The sequence below is a fragment of the Rhizobium sp. PAMB 3174 genome (assembly GCF_052908375.1).
The window spans coordinates 2,136,681-2,150,439 of the sequence record NZ_CM128608.1 but is presented as its reverse complement, the minus strand read 5'-3'; the positions used below and the strand labels follow the sequence as shown (position 1 = coordinate 2,150,439).

18 protein-coding genes are annotated in these 13,759 nt (G+C 62.7%); 6 read left to right on the top strand and 12 right to left on the bottom strand.

What is annotated here, in order from left to right; genetic code table 11:
* Positions 1 to 2 precede the first annotated feature (2 nt).
* The 7 genes from ACU5AY_RS10250 to rplM form a co-directional block, all read right to left on the bottom strand.
* Complete coding sequence (locus ACU5AY_RS10250; RefSeq protein ID WP_446826130.1) at positions 3 to 392, bottom strand: VOC family protein; 390 nt, start codon at positions 390 to 392, stop codon at positions 3 to 5.
* 161 nt (positions 393 to 553) lie between these two features.
* On the bottom strand, positions 554 to 1,486 hold the full coding sequence (argC, locus tag ACU5AY_RS10245; RefSeq protein WP_446826129.1) for an N-acetyl-gamma-glutamyl-phosphate reductase: 933 nt from the start codon (positions 1,484 to 1,486) through the stop codon (positions 554 to 556).
* Positions 1,487 to 1,637: 151 nt separating this feature from the next.
* Positions 1,638 to 2,585: an agmatinase gene (gene speB, locus ACU5AY_RS10240; protein WP_446826128.1), complete on the bottom strand. Its 948-nt coding sequence runs from the start codon at positions 2,583 to 2,585 to the stop codon at positions 1,638 to 1,640.
* A 3-nt stretch (positions 2,586 to 2,588) separates the two neighbouring features.
* Positions 2,589 to 2,921: an antibiotic biosynthesis monooxygenase family protein gene (locus ACU5AY_RS10235; RefSeq protein WP_446826127.1), complete on the bottom strand. Its 333-nt coding sequence runs from the start codon at positions 2,919 to 2,921 to the stop codon at positions 2,589 to 2,591.
* 22 nt (positions 2,922 to 2,943) lie between these two features.
* Positions 2,944 to 3,429 (bottom strand): hypothetical protein, encoded by a 486-nt coding sequence (locus ACU5AY_RS10230; RefSeq protein ID WP_446826126.1) that lies wholly within the window; start codon positions 3,427 to 3,429, stop codon positions 2,944 to 2,946.
* A 127-nt stretch (positions 3,430 to 3,556) separates the two neighbouring features.
* Entirely contained in the window at positions 3,557 to 4,030 is a 474-nt protein-coding gene (rpsI, locus tag ACU5AY_RS10225) for a 30S ribosomal protein S9 (RefSeq protein WP_261930502.1), read from the bottom strand.
* A gap of 2 nt (positions 4,031 to 4,032) precedes the next feature.
* Positions 4,033 to 4,497, bottom strand: a complete 465-nt coding sequence (rplM, locus tag ACU5AY_RS10220) for a 50S ribosomal protein L13 (RefSeq protein ID WP_261930501.1) — start codon at positions 4,495 to 4,497, stop codon at positions 4,033 to 4,035.
* Between the two features lie 407 nt (positions 4,498 to 4,904).
* On the opposite strand from rplM, the gene ACU5AY_RS10215 reads away from it, so the two are divergent.
* Both ACU5AY_RS10215 and ACU5AY_RS10210 read left to right on the top strand, forming a co-directional pair.
* Positions 4,905 to 5,336, top strand: a complete 432-nt coding sequence (locus tag ACU5AY_RS10215) for a VOC family protein (protein ID WP_446826125.1) — start codon at positions 4,905 to 4,907, stop codon at positions 5,334 to 5,336.
* Positions 5,337 to 5,457: 121 nt separating this feature from the next.
* A complete protein-coding gene (locus ACU5AY_RS10210) occupies positions 5,458 to 5,898 on the top strand; it encodes a CoA-binding protein (protein WP_446824612.1) in 441 nt (146 codons plus the stop codon).
* Positions 5,899 to 5,918: 20 nt separating this feature from the next.
* Here the strand turns inward: ACU5AY_RS10210 and ACU5AY_RS10205 are convergent, their stop codons facing one another.
* The gene (locus tag ACU5AY_RS10205) at positions 5,919 to 6,248 is read right to left on the bottom strand and encodes a hypothetical protein (protein WP_446824611.1); all 330 of its coding nucleotides are present in this window, start codon (positions 6,246 to 6,248) and stop codon (positions 5,919 to 5,921) included.
* Positions 6,249 to 6,341: 93 nt separating this feature from the next.
* Here ACU5AY_RS10205 and ACU5AY_RS10200 point away from each other — a divergent pair, with 93 nt between their 5' ends.
* Positions 6,342 to 6,770 (top strand): CoA-binding protein, encoded by a 429-nt coding sequence (locus ACU5AY_RS10200; protein WP_446826124.1) that lies wholly within the window; start codon positions 6,342 to 6,344, stop codon positions 6,768 to 6,770.
* 10 nt (positions 6,771 to 6,780) lie between these two features.
* On the opposite strand, the gene ACU5AY_RS10195 is transcribed toward ACU5AY_RS10200, so the two are convergent.
* Positions 6,781 to 7,191: a DUF6455 family protein gene (locus tag ACU5AY_RS10195; protein WP_446824609.1), complete on the bottom strand. Its 411-nt coding sequence runs from the start codon at positions 7,189 to 7,191 to the stop codon at positions 6,781 to 6,783.
* Positions 7,192 to 7,351: 160 nt separating this feature from the next.
* On the opposite strand from ACU5AY_RS10195, the gene ACU5AY_RS10190 reads away from it, so the two are divergent.
* Together ACU5AY_RS10190 and ACU5AY_RS10185 are read left to right on the top strand one after the other, a co-directional pair.
* Positions 7,352 to 8,635: an O-acetylhomoserine aminocarboxypropyltransferase gene (locus tag ACU5AY_RS10190; RefSeq protein ID WP_446826123.1), complete on the top strand. Its 1,284-nt coding sequence runs from the start codon at positions 7,352 to 7,354 to the stop codon at positions 8,633 to 8,635.
* Between the two features lie 29 nt (positions 8,636 to 8,664).
* The gene (locus tag ACU5AY_RS10185) at positions 8,665 to 9,009 is read left to right on the top strand and encodes a cupin domain-containing protein (RefSeq protein ID WP_446826122.1); all 345 of its coding nucleotides are present in this window, start codon (positions 8,665 to 8,667) and stop codon (positions 9,007 to 9,009) included.
* A 24-nt stretch (positions 9,010 to 9,033) separates the two neighbouring features.
* Here ACU5AY_RS10185 and ACU5AY_RS10180 read toward each other — a convergent pair whose 3' ends face one another.
* On the bottom strand, positions 9,034 to 9,687 hold the full coding sequence (locus ACU5AY_RS10180) for a glutathione S-transferase family protein (protein ID WP_446826121.1): 654 nt from the start codon (positions 9,685 to 9,687) through the stop codon (positions 9,034 to 9,036).
* Between the two features lie 111 nt (positions 9,688 to 9,798).
* Here ACU5AY_RS10180 and ACU5AY_RS10175 point away from each other — a divergent pair, with 111 nt between their 5' ends.
* Entirely contained in the window at positions 9,799 to 10,785 is a 987-nt protein-coding gene (locus ACU5AY_RS10175) for a helix-turn-helix transcriptional regulator (protein WP_446826120.1), read from the top strand.
* Positions 10,786 to 10,802: 17 nt separating this feature from the next.
* Here the strand turns inward: ACU5AY_RS10175 and ACU5AY_RS10170 are convergent, their stop codons facing one another.
* Entirely contained in the window at positions 10,803 to 12,047 is a 1,245-nt protein-coding gene (locus tag ACU5AY_RS10170; protein ID WP_446826119.1) for a cytochrome P450, read from the bottom strand.
* 53 nt (positions 12,048 to 12,100) lie between these two features.
* Positions 12,101 to 13,306, bottom strand: coding sequence for a GGDEF domain-containing protein (locus ACU5AY_RS10165; RefSeq protein ID WP_446828991.1), 1,206 nt, complete (start codon positions 13,304 to 13,306; stop codon positions 12,101 to 12,103).
* Positions 13,307 to 13,759: the final 453 nt, after the last annotated feature.

Below are 13,759 nucleotides of genomic sequence, written 5' to 3'. Positions count from 1 at the left end.
GTCTATTCCGGCATGTGGCAGACAGCCTCGATATTGTGGCCATCCGGATCGAGTACAAAGGCGCCATAGTAGTTGGGATGATAGTGCGGGCGCAGGCCGGGCGGGCCATTGTCCCTGGCGCCGGCGGCCATGGCGGCCTCGTAGAAGGCATCGACCGCGGCGCGGTTTTCGGCCACAAAGGCGACATGCAGGCGGCCCTGCAGCGGCCCTCCGGTGCCGATCCAGAAATAGGGCTTGCTGTCCTTGCCGTATCCGGCGCCCTCATAGGTGCCGCCAGTCTCTTCCGCCGTGACCTCCATCAGCCGCGCGCCGCCGATCGCCGGCATCACCGCGTCATAGAAGGCCTTTGCGGCGGGATAGTCGGAAACGGAAATTCCCATATGGTCGATCATGGCTGTCCTCACTTGCATAGCGTCTAAAAGACCCCCTCTGCCCTGCCGGGCATCTCCCCCACAAGCGGGGAGAAGACACGCAGAAAGGCCCCGGCATTATAACAACGGGCACGGGAACCAGTCCCTCCCCCTTGTGGGGAGGGGTTGGGGAGGGGTTCGCCTCAGGCCGAGAGCATGAGGTCCATGTTCTGGACGGCGGCGCCGGACGCGCCCTTGCCGAGATTGTCGAGGAGCGCGACGAGGTTGACATGCGGCTGGCCGGGCGTGCCGAAGACGAACAGCTTCATCGTATCCTTGCCGACAAGCTCGACCGCATCGACGCGGGCCGTCTTCGAGGAGACCTCCAGCGGCACGACCTCGACGATGTCCTGGCCGGCATAGTGCTCGACGAGCGCGGCATGCACCGTTTCCAGGCTCTGGCTGCCCTTGAGATCTTCGAGGAACAGCGGCACCTGCACGATCATGCCCTGAGCGAAGCGACCAACGGAGGGCGAGAACAGCGGCGCGCGGTCGAGCAGGCCGTGCTTCGTCATCTCCGGCACGTGCTTGTGCTTGAGCGTCAGGCCATACAGGAAGTTCGGCGAGGAGATGTGCTCCGGATGCCCTTCGTCTTCCATCTGCGCGATCATGCCCTTGCCGCCGCCGGTATAGCCGGAGACCGCATTGACGCTGACCGGATAACCGTCCGGCAGGATGCCGGCGGCCCGCAGCGGCCGGATCAGGCCGATGGCGCCGGTCGGATAGCAGCCCGGATTGGAAACGTGCCGGGCCGAACGAATCTTTTCCGCCTGGTCCTTGTCCATTTCCGCAAAGCCGTATGCCCAGTCCGGATGCACCCGGAAGGCGGTGGAGGCGTCGAGGAGGCGCACATTGTTGTTGGCGGCCGTCATCTCGTAGGCCTGCTTGGATGCGTCGTCCGGCAGGCAGAGAATGGCAACATCGGCGCTGTTCAACAGGTCTTCGCGCATCTTCTCGTTGCGCCGCTCGGCTTCCGGGATCGACAGAAGCTCGATATCGCGGCGGTCGGCCAGGCGCGTGCGGATCTGCAGCCCCGTTGTGCCGTGTTCGCCATCGATAAAGATCTTCGCTTTCATATCCTTAAGCCTTTTCAGACGGTTGCGCCTGTTTCCGGAATCAGTCCGGCAAGCGGTTGAATCAAATTTTGCGCGTCGGGAGCCGCACTGGGTCGCTCCACGCCGCCTTCATATATATCGACGCTTTGTGACATGCAATGAAAGGCTGCAATCAGCCCTTCAGCTTCGCCGCCCTGAGCCCCAGCATGTACATGGCGATCGTTGATCCGGCGATGGCGGTGATGTCGGCGTGGTCGTAGGCCGGCGCCACCTCGACGACATCCGAGCCGCGGACGTCGAGCGGTCCGAGCTTCTGCAGCACCGAGAGGATCTTCGCTGACGACGGACCGCCGGCGACCGGTGTTCCGGTGCCGGGGGCGTAGGCCGGGTCCAGGCAGTCGATGTCGAATGTCATGTAGCAGGGCGCTTGGCCGACATGGGCGAGGATGAGGGCGGCGAGGTCGCTCGCGCTCATGTCCTCGACCTCGTGTCCGTAGACGATGCGGATGCCGCAGCTTTCCGGCGCATGGGTGCGGATGCCGATTTGGATCGAACGGGCGGGATCGATGACCCCGTCGCGCACGGCCCGGCCGACGAAGGAGCCGTGATCGATCCGGTTGCCGTCATCCGGCCACGTATCCTGGTGCGCGTCGAACTGGACGAGGGCGAGCGGCCCGTGTTTGGCCGCATGGGCCTTCAGGACCGGCCAGGTGACGAAATGGTCGCCGCCGAGCGTCAGCAGATAGGCGCCGTCCTTGATCAGTTTCGCTGCCTCGCGCTCGATCGTCGCCGGCGTCTTCTGGTGATTGCCGTAGTCGAGCAGGCAGTCGCCATAGTCGATGACAGCCATCCGTTCGAAGAGGTCGGCATCGAAGGGATATTGCGGATCGTTGTCAAAGATCGCCGACGCCCTGCGGATCGCCTGCGGCCCGAAGCGCGCGCCCGGCCGGTTGGAGACGGCGGCGTCGAACGGAATGCCCCAGACGATGGCGTCGGCGCCCTTCGTCGTCTTCGAATATTTCCGCCGCATGAAGGACAGCACGCCCGCATAGGTTGGATCGGTCGCGGCCGACGTCAGGCTTCTCGCGGTGATCGCGTGGTCGATGGTCTTCTTGGCCAAGATCTATTTCCTCTCGAACGAATATGCCCGCTCCACCCGGGCGACGCGCAGCTCGTAGCACTGGTACCATTTCTCCCGGCCGAGATCGCGCGCCAGCGTGTGCTCGGCATTGCGCTTCCAGGCGAGAACCGATTCTTCGTCCTGCCAGTAGGAATTGGTGATGCCAAAGCCGGAGGCGTCGCGCACGCTGTCGATGCCGAGATAGCCGGGTTGCCGGGCCGCAAGCGCATCCATCTTCTCGGCCATGGCGGCGTAGCCGTGATCCCCGTCCGTGCGGAGCGTGGAGAAGATGACGACGTAATAGGGCGGGCGAGGGGTCTTTGCGAGCTTGGTCATGGCAGGGTGGGTATCCGGTCCGTCAGTTGGCGCATTGTCCGGCGATAGTGTCGATCGCCCGTGACGAGCCGGACAGCGAGAAGGTCACCGGCGGAATGCGGCCGTCAATCTCGGATATCGAAACGCTGCGGCCGCTTTTCAGCATATTCGTCAGGGGCGCATCGGCTTGCCAGTAGATGGCCATCGCGCCGTCCATCGCCTCGAACACAGCGTCGTGCCTGACCTCGACGTCGCCGATGGCAAGCTTCAGCGCCGTGGAAAAATCGGGATTGCCGTCCGGCGGGTAGTTCTTCGCATTTTGCGGCGGATACCAGCGCAGCGCGAACTGGCCGTTGCCGCAGGTGAGGTTGAGCATCTGCTGCTCTTCGCCGCTGCCCGAACAGACCTCGCCGGTCATCTCCGATCCGCCTTCCGCTTCCATCATGTCTGCCGACCAGACATTCCCGCACTCCTCGGCGGCAGCAGAGAAGGGCAGGGCGAGCAGCGGCAGGAGAACGAGGCGCTTCATCTGTATCGACCGGGTTTAAAACGTTTGTCCGGCTCAGCATTGGCCAGATTCGCCGGCCAGTCCATCAAAAAGAAAAGGCGGAGCCGAAGCCCCGCCTTTCCGCAAACCTGGTAGTCCAGTGAAGCGATTAACGCTTCGAGAACTGGAACGAACGGCGGGCCTTGGCCTTACCGTACTTCTTACGCTCGACGACGCGGCTGTCGCGGGTCAGGAAGCCGCCCTTCTTCAGAACGGAGCGCAGGCCCGGTTCGAAGTAGGTGAGCGCCTTGGAGATGCCGTGACGAACGGCACCGGCCTGGCCGGAGAGACCGCCGCCGGTAACGGTGGCGACGACGTCGAACTGGCCGTTGCGGGCTGCCGCTGCGATCGGCTGCTGCAGGATCATCTGCAGAACCGGGCGTGCGAAGTAGCCGGTGAAGTCCTTGCCGTTGACGGTGATCTTGCCGGTGCCGGCCTTGACCCAGACGCGGGCGACGGCGTTCTTGCGCTTGCCGGTCGCGTAGGAGCGGCCGAGATTGTCGACCTTGCGGACGTGAACCGGTGCTGCGTTTTCAGCGGCGGTTTCGCCTGCGAGGTCCTTCAGGGAAGAAAGATCAGCCATTATCAGGCGCTCCTTACGTTCTTCTTGTTCAGCTTGGCCACGTCGAGGGAGACCGGCTGCTGGGCTTCATGCGGATGGTTCGTGCCGGCGTAGACGCGCAGGTTCTTCATCTGGCGACGGCCGAGCGGGCCGCGCGGGATCATGCGCTCGACGGCCTTCTCGATGACGCGCTCCGGGAAGCGGCCTTCGATGATCTGGCGAGCCGTACGTTCCTTGATGCCGCCCGGATAGCCGGTGTGCCAGTAGTACTTCTTGTCGGTGTACTTCTTGCCGGTCAGGACGGCCTTCTCGGCGTTGATGACGATAACGTTGTCGCCGTCGTCAACGTGAGGGGTGTAGGTAGCCTTGTGCTTGCCGCGCAGGCGCATCGCGATGATGGAAGCGAGGCGACCGACGACGAGACCTTCGGCGTCGATGATGACCCACTTCTTCTCCACCTCTGCGGGCTTCTGGGAGAAAGTTGCCATAATAATTCTCTCTTTGTCTGGTCCCTTGCAGCCGAAGCCGCCAGGGCGTTTCTTGTTGCTTGATTTGGCAGCGCGGGGCGCGCCAAAAAGAATGCGAGCCGAAGGAGGCCCGCAATCTGGCGCGCTTATAGGCGAAGTCCGGAAAGTGGTCAATATGCGCAAATCTTGCGACATTAAAATAAGACGAGTAAAAACAATGACTTGATAATGTGGTATTATAAAACCACATTTTTTATGCATTGATGTTCGCCTGAGATAAAGGCCGAGGCCCGTGGTTTCGGGGCTTTTCGGCACCGATGGCAGACTTCCCGCTCGCAATGTGTGAGTCAAAAATGGTGGCAGTTTGCGAACGTAGAAAAAACATAATACACACATATCAAGAACAAAACTGTCCAGGGAGATGCGCAATGTCGCTCGATCGCCGCATATCGCTCGTCACGCTCGGAGTGGCGGACGTCGCCCGGTCCACCGCCTTCTACGAGAAGCTCGGCTGGAAGAAATCCTCCGCCTCCCAGGACGCGGTTACCTTCATCCAGCTCAAGGGAACGGTGCTCGGCCTGTTTTCCCGCGCCTCGCTTGCCGAGGATGCCGGTGTCGAGGATACGCCGCCCGGCTTTTCCGGCGTGACGCTGGCCCACAATGTCGCCAGCCCCGCCGGCGTCGACGCGGTCGTCAAGTTTGCCGTCGCCAATGGTGCGACGCTGGTCAAGTCGCCACGCAAGGTGTTCTGGGGCGGTTATTCCGGCTATGTCGCCGATCCGGACGGGCATTTGTGGGAAGTGGCCCACAATCCCTTTTTCCCGCTCGACGAGAGCGGTCACGTCGTCCTGCCGGACTGAGGACAGGCGGTCCCGGAGGCGCGTAAGCAATTCGTTAGGAAATTGGCTTATGCTTCCAGCCAGGGAAATTGGGCGGGGAGCCATCGCGGTTCCGGTGAAGGCCGGAACGGAAGGAGCTGCCATGAACCATGATGCATACGCTTCCGACTATATCCGGGACATACTGACGTCCTGCAAGACCATCGCCCTCGTCGGCGCGTCTGCCGACGAGCATCGCCCGAGCTACAATGTGATGGGCTTCCTGCTCGGCAAGGGCTACCACGTCCTCCCGGTCAATCCTGCTCATGCGGGCGGGGAGATCCTCGGCCAGTTCTGCTACGAAAGCCTCGCTGTGCTCCCGGAGCCGGTCGACATGATCGACGTGTTCCGCGAGTCGAGCCACTTCAAGGATGTCGTCGACGAGGCGGTGGCGATGATCCCGAGACCGAAAGTCATCTGGGGCCAGCTGACCGTGCGCGACGATGTCGCCGCGGCCAAGGCGGAACGGGCCGGCATCAAGGTCGTCATGGACCGATGCCCGGTCACCGAGTTTCCGCTGCTCTACCACGCCCTGCACAGCTGAGCGTCGAAACGCTCGGCAGTTCAGTTGTTCCTGTGGAGGGGAAAGCGGAACAACCGCTGGCGTTCCTTGCACTGCCGGACGGGGCAGGCAGAGGTGTCGCGGGCCGGCACCGTCACCCGCTTGGCGTACTCGCGCGGATAGTCGCAGTAGCCGCTGTCACGCACATAACGGTCGTAGAGCGTCAGCCCCGCCACGTTCTTCGACGGGTAGCGCAGAATCGCAGCACCCTCGCGCGCCAGCGCGGACTGGATGGCGGCGCATTGCATCTTGGTCGTGTTGTAGCGGGAAATCGCCAGTGCCGGCGTGGCGGCGATGGCGAGCGTCAGAGCGGAAAGAACGAGGCGGTTCATGATGGTCTTCTCCCGGAGCATGGTCGTGCCTAGATAAAGCTATAACTGTCATTCAATTGTGGCGGTTCCACAGATTGATAAGAGGCCCGACACATGAACCATGATCACTATGACGACGCCTATATTTCCGACATCCTGAGCAGCGTCAAAACCATTGCGCTGGTCGGAGCCTCGCCGAACACCGCGCGGCCCTCGTATCGGGTCATGCGCTTCCTTCAGTCGAAGGGATACCGCGTCATTCCGGTCAATCCGGGGCAGGCGGGCAAGGAGATCAACGGCGAGACCGCCTATGGCCGGCTTGCGGATGTTCCGGAGCCCGTGGACATGGTCGACGTTTTCCGGGCGAAGGAGTTCCTGGACGGCGTCGTCGACGAAGCGCTTGCCATGGAGCCGAAACCCGCCGTCATATGGGGGCAGCTGGAGATCCGCGACGACAAGGCCGCCGCCAAGGCGGAGGCCGGTGGCCTGAAGGTCGTCATGAACCGATGCCCGGCGATCGAACATCCGAGGCTGGTCGGCTGACGCCGGTCTCCTACTCGTACAGGAGGTCCGGTTCTGCGCGCATGCCGTTCAGGGCGTCTGCATTCCCGCAATAGGAATCGAAGTTCTGATCGGCCCTGCCGTGCCCGAGATCGCGCCGGCATTTGGCCTTCGACGGGCAGAGCGCACAGGTCGCCTGCATGTTGCGGAACTCGGCGGGATGTTCAAGCTCGACCTCGACGGGGTCGATGTTCAGCGCGCGCATCATCTCCGGCATTTCCGCCGCCGCATTCGGCGGCTTGCGGGCGAGCTCCAGGAAGTCCGACGTCGGCAGGCCGCAGTCCCGCGCCAGCCTTTCGAGGTCGAACTCGCAAAGGCCCGCGAGTTCGCTGGACTGCCGCGCCGGGCGAGTCTCCCACCATTCGCTGATCCGGTCGAGAATCTTGTGCTGTGCGTTTGTCATGCCCTTCTCCTTCACATGCTTGAAGAATGGGGCGGATGGCGGCGGCAGGCATTGATCCGTGTCAAATCGGCAGCATCGGCACAGGCGGATTGCAATTGCTGTCTGCGGGATAAATGGCTACACAATCCAGCAACACAAAAAAGTCAAAAGGGAGTATCGCATGAGTTCGGAAAATCCTGGTTTCAGCACGATGGCAGTCCACGCCGGCGCGGCCCCCGATCCGACGACGGGAGCCCGCGCGACGCCGATCTATCAGACCACGTCGTTCGCCTTCCGCGACGCCGACCATGCGGCCGCTCTCTTCGGCCTGCAGGAATTCGGCAATATATACACCCGCATCATGAACCCGACGCAGGCCGTGCTCGAAGAGCGTGTCGCAGCGCTCGAAGGCGGAACCGCCGCGCTGGCGACGGCGTCCGGCCACGCCGCCCAGCTCCTGATCTTCCACACGCTGATGCGCCCGGGCGACAACTTCATCGCCGCCAACCGGCTTTATGGCGGCTCGATCAACCAGTTCGGCCATGCCTTCAAGAGCTTCGACTGGCAGGTCCGCTGGGCCGATGCCTTCAACCCGTCGTCGTTCGAGTCGCTGATCGACGACCGCACGCGGGCGATCTTCATCGAAAGCCTCGCCAATCCGGCCGGCACCTTCACGGACATCGCGGCGATCGCCGCGGTCGCCCAGAAGCACGGCATTCCGCTGATCGTCGACAACACCATGGCGACGCCGTACCTCGTGCGTCCGCTCGAGCATGGCGCTGACATCGTCGTCCACTCGTTGACGAAGTTCATGGGCGGCCACGGCAATTCCATGGGCGGCATCATCGTCGACGGTGGCGCCTTCGACTGGTCGAAGTCCGGCAATTATCCGATGCTTTCCGAGCCGCGTCCCGAATATGCCGGCATCGTCCTGCATCAGACCTTCGGCAATTTCGCCTTCGCGATCGCCTGCCGCGTCCTCGGCCTGCGCGACTTCGGTCCGTCGATCTCGCCGTTCAACGCCTTCATGATCCAGACCGGCATCGAGACGCTGCCGCTGCGCATGCAGCGCCATTGCGACAACGCTCTCGCCGTCGCCGAGTGGCTGAAGAAGCATGAGAAGGTCGCGTGGGTCAGCTACGCCGGTCTTTCCGACGATCCGAACAACGGCTTGCAGCAGCGCTATTCGCCCAAGGGCGCCGGCGCCGTCTTCACCTTCGGCGTCAAGGGCGGCTACGAGGCCGGCAAAAAGCTCGTTGAGACGCTGAAGCTCTTCTCGCATCTTGCCAATATCGGTGACACCCGCTCGCTGGTCATCCATCCGGCATCGACCACGCACCGGCAGCTGTCGGAAGAACAGCAGATTGCCGCTGGCGCCGGGCCGGACGTCATCCGCCTGTCGGTCGGCATCGAGGACGTGAAGGACATCATCGCCGACCTCGACCAGGCGCTGGCAGGCGTCTGAGCAAAGACAGGGAACGCCGGAGACAATCGATGGAAAAGATGCTGCGTTTCGACCTCGATACCGTCGAGCCGGAAGAGAGCGCTCCGGCGCCAGACCGGCTGATCTCCGGCGATCCGCAATTCCGCACCTGGAACCTGGAGGAGGCTGATGGCGGCCTCTATGCAGGCGTCTGGGAAGCCACGCCCGGCAAATGGCGGATCGTCTATGACGAGTGGGAATATTTCCACATTCTTGCCGGCCACTCCGTCCTGACCGAGGAGGGCGGCGAGCCGGTCCACCTGAAGGCGGGCGACAGCATGGTGCTGAGACCCGGCTTCAAGGGAACCTGGGAAGTCGTTGAAACGACTCGCAAGGACTACGTCATCAAGCTTTGATCACTCGCCCTTCGCGAAGGGCGGTCACGCCGCGTTTTGCGCGGCTGCCTTCTCGTGTTCCAACGCCATGATGACGTCCTCTTCGGTGACCTTCCTGAAGGCCGGACGTGACGTCACGCGGTCGATATAGGCGCGGAATACCGGCCGCTCTTCGACGAGGCCGAACATGGTCGTCCACTGCAGCGCGATCCCCCAGAGCACATCGGCGGCGCTGAAGCGTTCTCCGAGCAGATAGGGCCCGGGCGTCAGCGCATTTTCGATCGCACCAAGCATGCTGTCATAATCGCTGTAGACCGTGAAGTTCCGCATTCCAGGCTCGCGGTTCATCGACTTGTCGACCAAGGCTGGTTCGAAGCAGCTGCCGTAATAGACGATCCAGCGCAGGAACGCTGCACGGTCTATCTCGCCGATCGCCGGTGTCAGCCCGGCTTCCGGAAAGAGGTCGGCGAGATACAGATAGACGGCCGGCTGTTCGGTCACGAAGGCGTCGCCGTGATGTATCGCCGGCACCTTGCCGAGCGGGTTGATGGCGAGATAGTCCGGCTTGCGCTGTTCGTCGGCCTTCATGTTCAGCACATGCAGCCGGTAGGGCGCGCCGAGCTCTTCCAGCAGCACCCGCACGCCGGTCGCCCGGGTCTGTGGTGAATAATAAAGGGTGATCGGTTCCTTGGTGGGCATGGTCTCGTCCTTTCCCGTTTGTGGATGTCGATGAGGGCAGGGTACGGCGCCATACCTGTCAGTTTTTGTCAGGTTGGTTTAGGATAATCTCCGCACACGGAGATTTTCGATATGCGGGCAAGCCGCCTCATCAACATCCTGACCACGCTGCAGGCCCGCGGGCTGGTGACGGCCGAGACCCTCGCCGAGGAAAACGAGGTTTCTGTACGCACCATCTACCGCGATGTCGACGCATTGTCCGCCGCCGGCATTCCTGTCTACTCGGAGCGCGGATCGGACGGCGGCTATCGTCTGCTCGACGGCTATCGCGTCCGGCTGAACGGTCTTTCTCCCGGAGAGGCGGAGGCGATGTTTCTCTCCGGCCTGCCGGGGGCGGCCGCCGATCTCGGCCTCGGCACGCTGATGGCCGGCGCACAGAAGAAACTGACCGCGGCGCTGCCCGAAGAGCTGCGCCAGAGCGCCGCCCGCATGCAGCAGCGCTTCTATCTCGACGCTCCGACCTGGTTCGGGGAGAGCGAGCAGCCTCTGCATCTCCAGGCCATCGCAGACGCGGTCTGGAACAGCAAGCGGGTCCGGATGCGCTACCGCACCTGGGCGGAGGAGAAGACCCGCATAGTGGCCCCTCTGGGCGTCGTGTTGAAGGGCGGTGCCTGGTATATGGCAGCGAACGCGGAAACGGGGGAGCGGGCGGGTGTTCGAACCTACCGCATTTCCCGCATCCTGGACCTTGTCGTCACGGAAGAGCGTTTCGAGCGCCCGGCCGATTTCAACCTCACGGCTTACTGGGACGAGAACACCCAGCGCCTTGAGGCGGAACTGCATCCCAACATCGCAACCCTGCGCATCTCGAGATGGGGCTTGCGGCTCCTCGAACACATATCGCCCTTCTATGTCCGCACCCGCATTGCCGTGGCGGAGCCGGAAGGCGCGGATGGCTGGCGGACGGTCACGCTGCCCTGTGGCGGAATTCGACAGGCTACGTCGGAGTTCCTGCGCCTCGGCGCCGAGGCCGAGATCCTTGCACCACAGGAGCTGAGGCAGGCCATGCGTGAGCAGGTCAACGCGCTGCAGAACCGCTACGCCTCGGAAACGTCATAGCGCGAGAGACGCGCCGCTCACCACTGAAGATCGAGCCTTTCGAGCCCGTGAAAATGGTAGACGTCCTTGACCACGGGCGTCTCGGCGATCCTCATGCCCGGCAGCCGCTCGAACAGGATCGGCAGGGCGATGTTGAGTTCCAGCCGGGCGAGCGGCGCACCGATGCAGAAATGGATGCCGGCGCCGAAGGAGAGGTTCGGCGCTTCCTTGCGGTCCGGCTTGAATGTGAGCGGATCGGTGTATTTCAGCGGATCCAGGTTGGCGGCGGCAAGTATCAGGGCGATCTCGTCGCCACGCTTCAGTGAGACCCCGTCGATTTCGACATCCTCCAGCGCCCAGCGCTCGAAGACATGCACCGGCGCGCAGATGCGCAGACATTCCTCGACCGTCAGTTCGGTCGCGGCTGCATCGCGAAACAGGTCTTTTTGATCGAGGTCGCTTTCGAGAATGACCCGCATCGAATTGCCGATCTGATGCACGGTCGCCTCGTGACCGGCGTTCAGCAGCACGATCGTCGTCGAGATCAGCTCATCCTCGGTCAGGTACTGGCCTTTGTGCTCCGTGTGGATCATGTGCGACATCAGGTCGTCGCGCGGCTCCGCCCGGCGCTCGGCAATAATGGTGCGCACGTAGTCGGAAAACTCCTTCGCCACCCGGTTGGCGGCAATCTCGTCCTCCTTCGTCCGGTTGAACATGTACATGCGCACATAGGCGTGCGACCAGTCCAGCAGCTGCCGGCACATGTCGTCCGGGATGCCGATCATCCGGGCGATGATCGTCACCGGAATGATCTCGGCAAAGCGCGACAGCAGTTCGGTCCCGCCGTCCTTCTCGAAGCCGTCGATCAGCGAATGGGCGAGCGCGGCGATCTCCGGCGCCAGCTTCTCGATATGGCGCGAGACGAAGGCGCGGTTGACCAGCGTTCTCAGCCGTGTGTGTTCCGGCGGCTCGATGGCCAGCAGCGAATGCGCCTCGGATTGCACGAAATCGGCGATATGCGGTGGATCGTCGGCGAGCCCCAGCTCTTCGCGGCTGGCGATGTGGGTGATCTGCCGGCCGAACCGGCGGTCCCGGAGCAGGCCGTTGACATGGTCGTAACCCGCAAAGAACCATTGCCGCCGTTCCTCCCAGAAGAAGGTGGGGCAGGCGGCGTGAAGCCGTGCGTAGACCGCGTTCGGGCTGCCGTAGAACGCCGGATTTGCGGCGTCGAGCGATACGCGGCGATTGTCGCCATCGATGTGCATGAAGTCTGGAGATGTCATGCCGAGCGATTTAGCGGATTTTGAAAAAGGCGGATAGCGGTCCGGTCGCTTTTTCAACCGGCCTGGACGAAACGGGGACGAAAGGGCTGAGGCACGGCAGCTTCGGGAGAGCGGTCCGCGCTGCCCGGGTCGTTGGCAGGCGCATCGCCCTCGTTGCAGCACCTGACCACATGCACGGCGCCGTCGTGCAGGAAGGCGCTGCGGTTGCGGCCGCGGGCCTTGGCCTCGTAAAGCGCGGTATCGGCGGCATGCATCAGGCCGTCGATGTCGGCCTGATCGTGGGGCATGCAGGCGATACCGATGCTGACCGTGGCGCCGACGGAGCCCGATTTCGTTGGGTGGGCGGTGGAGCCGAAACGCAGGCGAATGGTCTCCGCATGGGCGATCGCTTCGGGATGGCCCGCAACGGGAAGGGCGGCGACAAATTCCTCGCCGCCGCTGCGCGCGACAATCCCCCGCTCGCCGATCACCTCACGGGCGAGCTTCGCGAAGGCGATCAGCACCTGGTCGCCCGCGTCATGGCTGTGGCGGTCGTTGATCTGCTTGAAGTGGTCGAGGTCGAATACCAGGATGGAAACCAGCGATGCCGGCTTGCCGCGCTCGATCATGGGACAGAACGCTTCCTCGAGGCCGCGCCGGTTGAGCGCCCCGGTCAGCGGATCGCAGCTCGCCAGGTGGCGCAGGCGGCTCTGGGACATCTCCATGACGATGCTTGCCCATGTGATGACCATGGCGATCAGACCGGCGGCGCCGATCGCGCCACACACAGGTCCTACGGAAAGCTCGAGGATGTCGGCGGGCTGTTCGATCGCAACGCAGGCCGCGATGACGGTGGAGTTGAGCGCAAAGATGATCCAGAGCCCGCAGATGATGTGGCGCTGGACCGCCCGGCCGACGGGAATCGAAAGCGAGGCTGAGGCGAGCATCAGACAGCCGCTCACCATGGACACGCCGTACAAGGCCGAGCGATAGACGAGGTTGTCCTGCGCACCCGGCAACTGCATGCCGATCAGCCATGTCGCGACGGGAAGGAGTATGCTCGGCGGTACCGCGCGGCCCGACAGCTTGTGCATCCCCACCAGCCAGAAGCTCATGCCCCAGAGTGTCAGGGCATTGGGAAATTCCGGCGGCAGCATTCCCGGCGTGCGGCTGTTGAGGGTAAGCGCGATGAGGCCGGCGCTCCGAAACGCGAAACCGAGGCTCCAGTACAGGTAAAACTGGCTGCGTGGCGAATTCAGCCATACGACCAGCAGGAGCACTGACAATGTCAATGTCTCTACCGTTAGAAACAGCATTCCGGTGTGTAGGTCGGGCAATGTCTTCAGGGGCCTGTTCGTTGCGTAACGTCAACCTAAACTGTGACGCATTGACAGATGCTTAAATAGCACTGATGTCGCTCATTAAAATTTGACAACAGATAAGCAAAAACCTGTGCGTGTGTACTTGGGTTGCGGCAACCCGCGACGCCACCGCCGGCTTGTGGAAATTCAGTATTGCTTAACCACGTCCAGCGTGAAAACCGGTGGGGTCGTGCCTGCGTAACTGGTAATTAATGCGGCAGTTGGGAAAAAGGCCGCGACCACTGGAGCCGATCTGCCTGCAAAAAGCCGGGAAAACGCTTTTCAAGCTTATCGGGCGCATCTCTTGAAGTTGCGTACCCCGACGCTCTATGTAGGGATTGGATGAATTTACTGATTCCGGGCGCAAGCCGG

What these genes read in the sequence shown, in the direction of transcription:
- ACU5AY_RS10190 (WP_446826123.1), top strand. Translation starts at nt 7,352, where the DNA reads ATGAGTTCGGAAAATCCTGGTTTCAGCACGATGGCAGTCCACGCCGGC.
- argC (WP_446826129.1), bottom strand. Translation starts at nt 1,486, where the DNA reads ATGAAAGCGAAGATCTTTATCGATGGCGAACACGGCACAACGGGGCTG.
- rplM (WP_261930501.1), bottom strand. Translation starts at nt 4,497, where the DNA reads ATGGCAACTTTCTCCCAGAAGCCCGCAGAGGTGGAGAAGAAGTGGGTC.
- ACU5AY_RS10215 (WP_446826125.1), top strand. Translation starts at nt 4,905, where the DNA reads ATGTCGCTCGATCGCCGCATATCGCTCGTCACGCTCGGAGTGGCGGAC.
- ACU5AY_RS10175 (WP_446826120.1), top strand. Translation starts at nt 9,799, where the DNA reads ATGCGGGCAAGCCGCCTCATCAACATCCTGACCACGCTGCAGGCCCGC.
- ACU5AY_RS10205 (WP_446824611.1), bottom strand. Translation starts at nt 6,248, where the DNA reads ATGAACCGCCTCGTTCTTTCCGCTCTGACGCTCGCCATCGCCGCCACG.
- rpsI (WP_261930502.1), bottom strand. Translation starts at nt 4,030, where the DNA reads ATGGCTGATCTTTCTTCCCTGAAGGACCTCGCAGGCGAAACCGCCGCT.
- ACU5AY_RS10210 (WP_446824612.1), top strand. Translation starts at nt 5,458, where the DNA reads ATGAACCATGATGCATACGCTTCCGACTATATCCGGGACATACTGACG.
- ACU5AY_RS10195 (WP_446824609.1), bottom strand. Translation starts at nt 7,191, where the DNA reads ATGACAAACGCACAGCACAAGATTCTCGACCGGATCAGCGAATGGTGG.
- ACU5AY_RS10250 (WP_446826130.1), bottom strand. Translation starts at nt 392, where the DNA reads ATGATCGACCATATGGGAATTTCCGTTTCCGACTATCCCGCCGCAAAG.
- ACU5AY_RS10235 (WP_446826127.1), bottom strand. Translation starts at nt 2,921, where the DNA reads ATGACCAAGCTCGCAAAGACCCCTCGCCCGCCCTATTACGTCGTCATC.
- ACU5AY_RS10230 (WP_446826126.1), bottom strand. Translation starts at nt 3,429, where the DNA reads ATGAAGCGCCTCGTTCTCCTGCCGCTGCTCGCCCTGCCCTTCTCTGCT.
- ACU5AY_RS10170 (WP_446826119.1), bottom strand. Translation starts at nt 12,047, where the DNA reads ATGACATCTCCAGACTTCATGCACATCGATGGCGACAATCGCCGCGTA.
- ACU5AY_RS10200 (WP_446826124.1), top strand. Translation starts at nt 6,342, where the DNA reads ATGAACCATGATCACTATGACGACGCCTATATTTCCGACATCCTGAGC.
- ACU5AY_RS10180 (WP_446826121.1), bottom strand. Translation starts at nt 9,687, where the DNA reads ATGCCCACCAAGGAACCGATCACCCTTTATTATTCACCACAGACCCGG.
- ACU5AY_RS10185 (WP_446826122.1), top strand. Translation starts at nt 8,665, where the DNA reads ATGGAAAAGATGCTGCGTTTCGACCTCGATACCGTCGAGCCGGAAGAG.